The following is a 466-nucleotide window of genomic DNA, read 5'->3' as shown; positions in this document are numbered from 1 at the left end:
CAACGGCTCGATGGCCTCCAGCTCCTGGACACGGCGACGGGCCTTGCGCAGGTCGGCGGTGACGAGCTTGAGGTACTCGCGAAGCTTGTCCTCGTTGTTCATTGCGTTCACCTTCCGGAGCCGTCAACGGAGGGGTCGTGCGTGATTCCGAGCTCGTGCCGGAGGAACTCGTAGAGCTGGTCGTCCGAGGCCTTCAGCAGGTCGGCGTCGAGGTCCTCTGGATCGTGGTCCGTGCCTCCGTCGAGCCGCGACAGGAGCGCCCGCAGACGGTGCGTGACACGGTGCTCGATCAGGTCGGCGGCATCGGTGTTGTCGAGGAGCTCGGTGAGTCTTTCGAGACTCTCCACGAGCGGGTGCACGTTGCCGGCGGAGCCGCTACCGTTGCCGCCGCCGAGCCGGATGTCGAGGTGGTCAGCGAGCGCCTCCGGGGTGGGATGGTCGAAGACGACAGTGGTGGGCAGGGTCG

General features: G+C 67.0%; 1 protein-coding gene. It reads right to left on the bottom strand.

All coding sequences use genetic code 11. The features are described from left to right. Positions 1–107: 107 nt before the first annotated feature. A partial coding sequence (locus tag AAH979_RS43160) for a hypothetical protein (protein ID WP_346263902.1) occupies positions 108–466 on the bottom strand: 359 nt, incomplete at its 5' end.

The organism is Plantactinospora sp. ZYX-F-223, assembly GCF_039649625.1.
Classification (GTDB): Bacteria; Actinomycetota; Actinomycetes; order Mycobacteriales; family Micromonosporaceae; genus Plantactinospora.
Note: the sequence above shows the minus strand (reverse complement) of the source record. Positions and strands in the feature narration are given on the sequence as shown.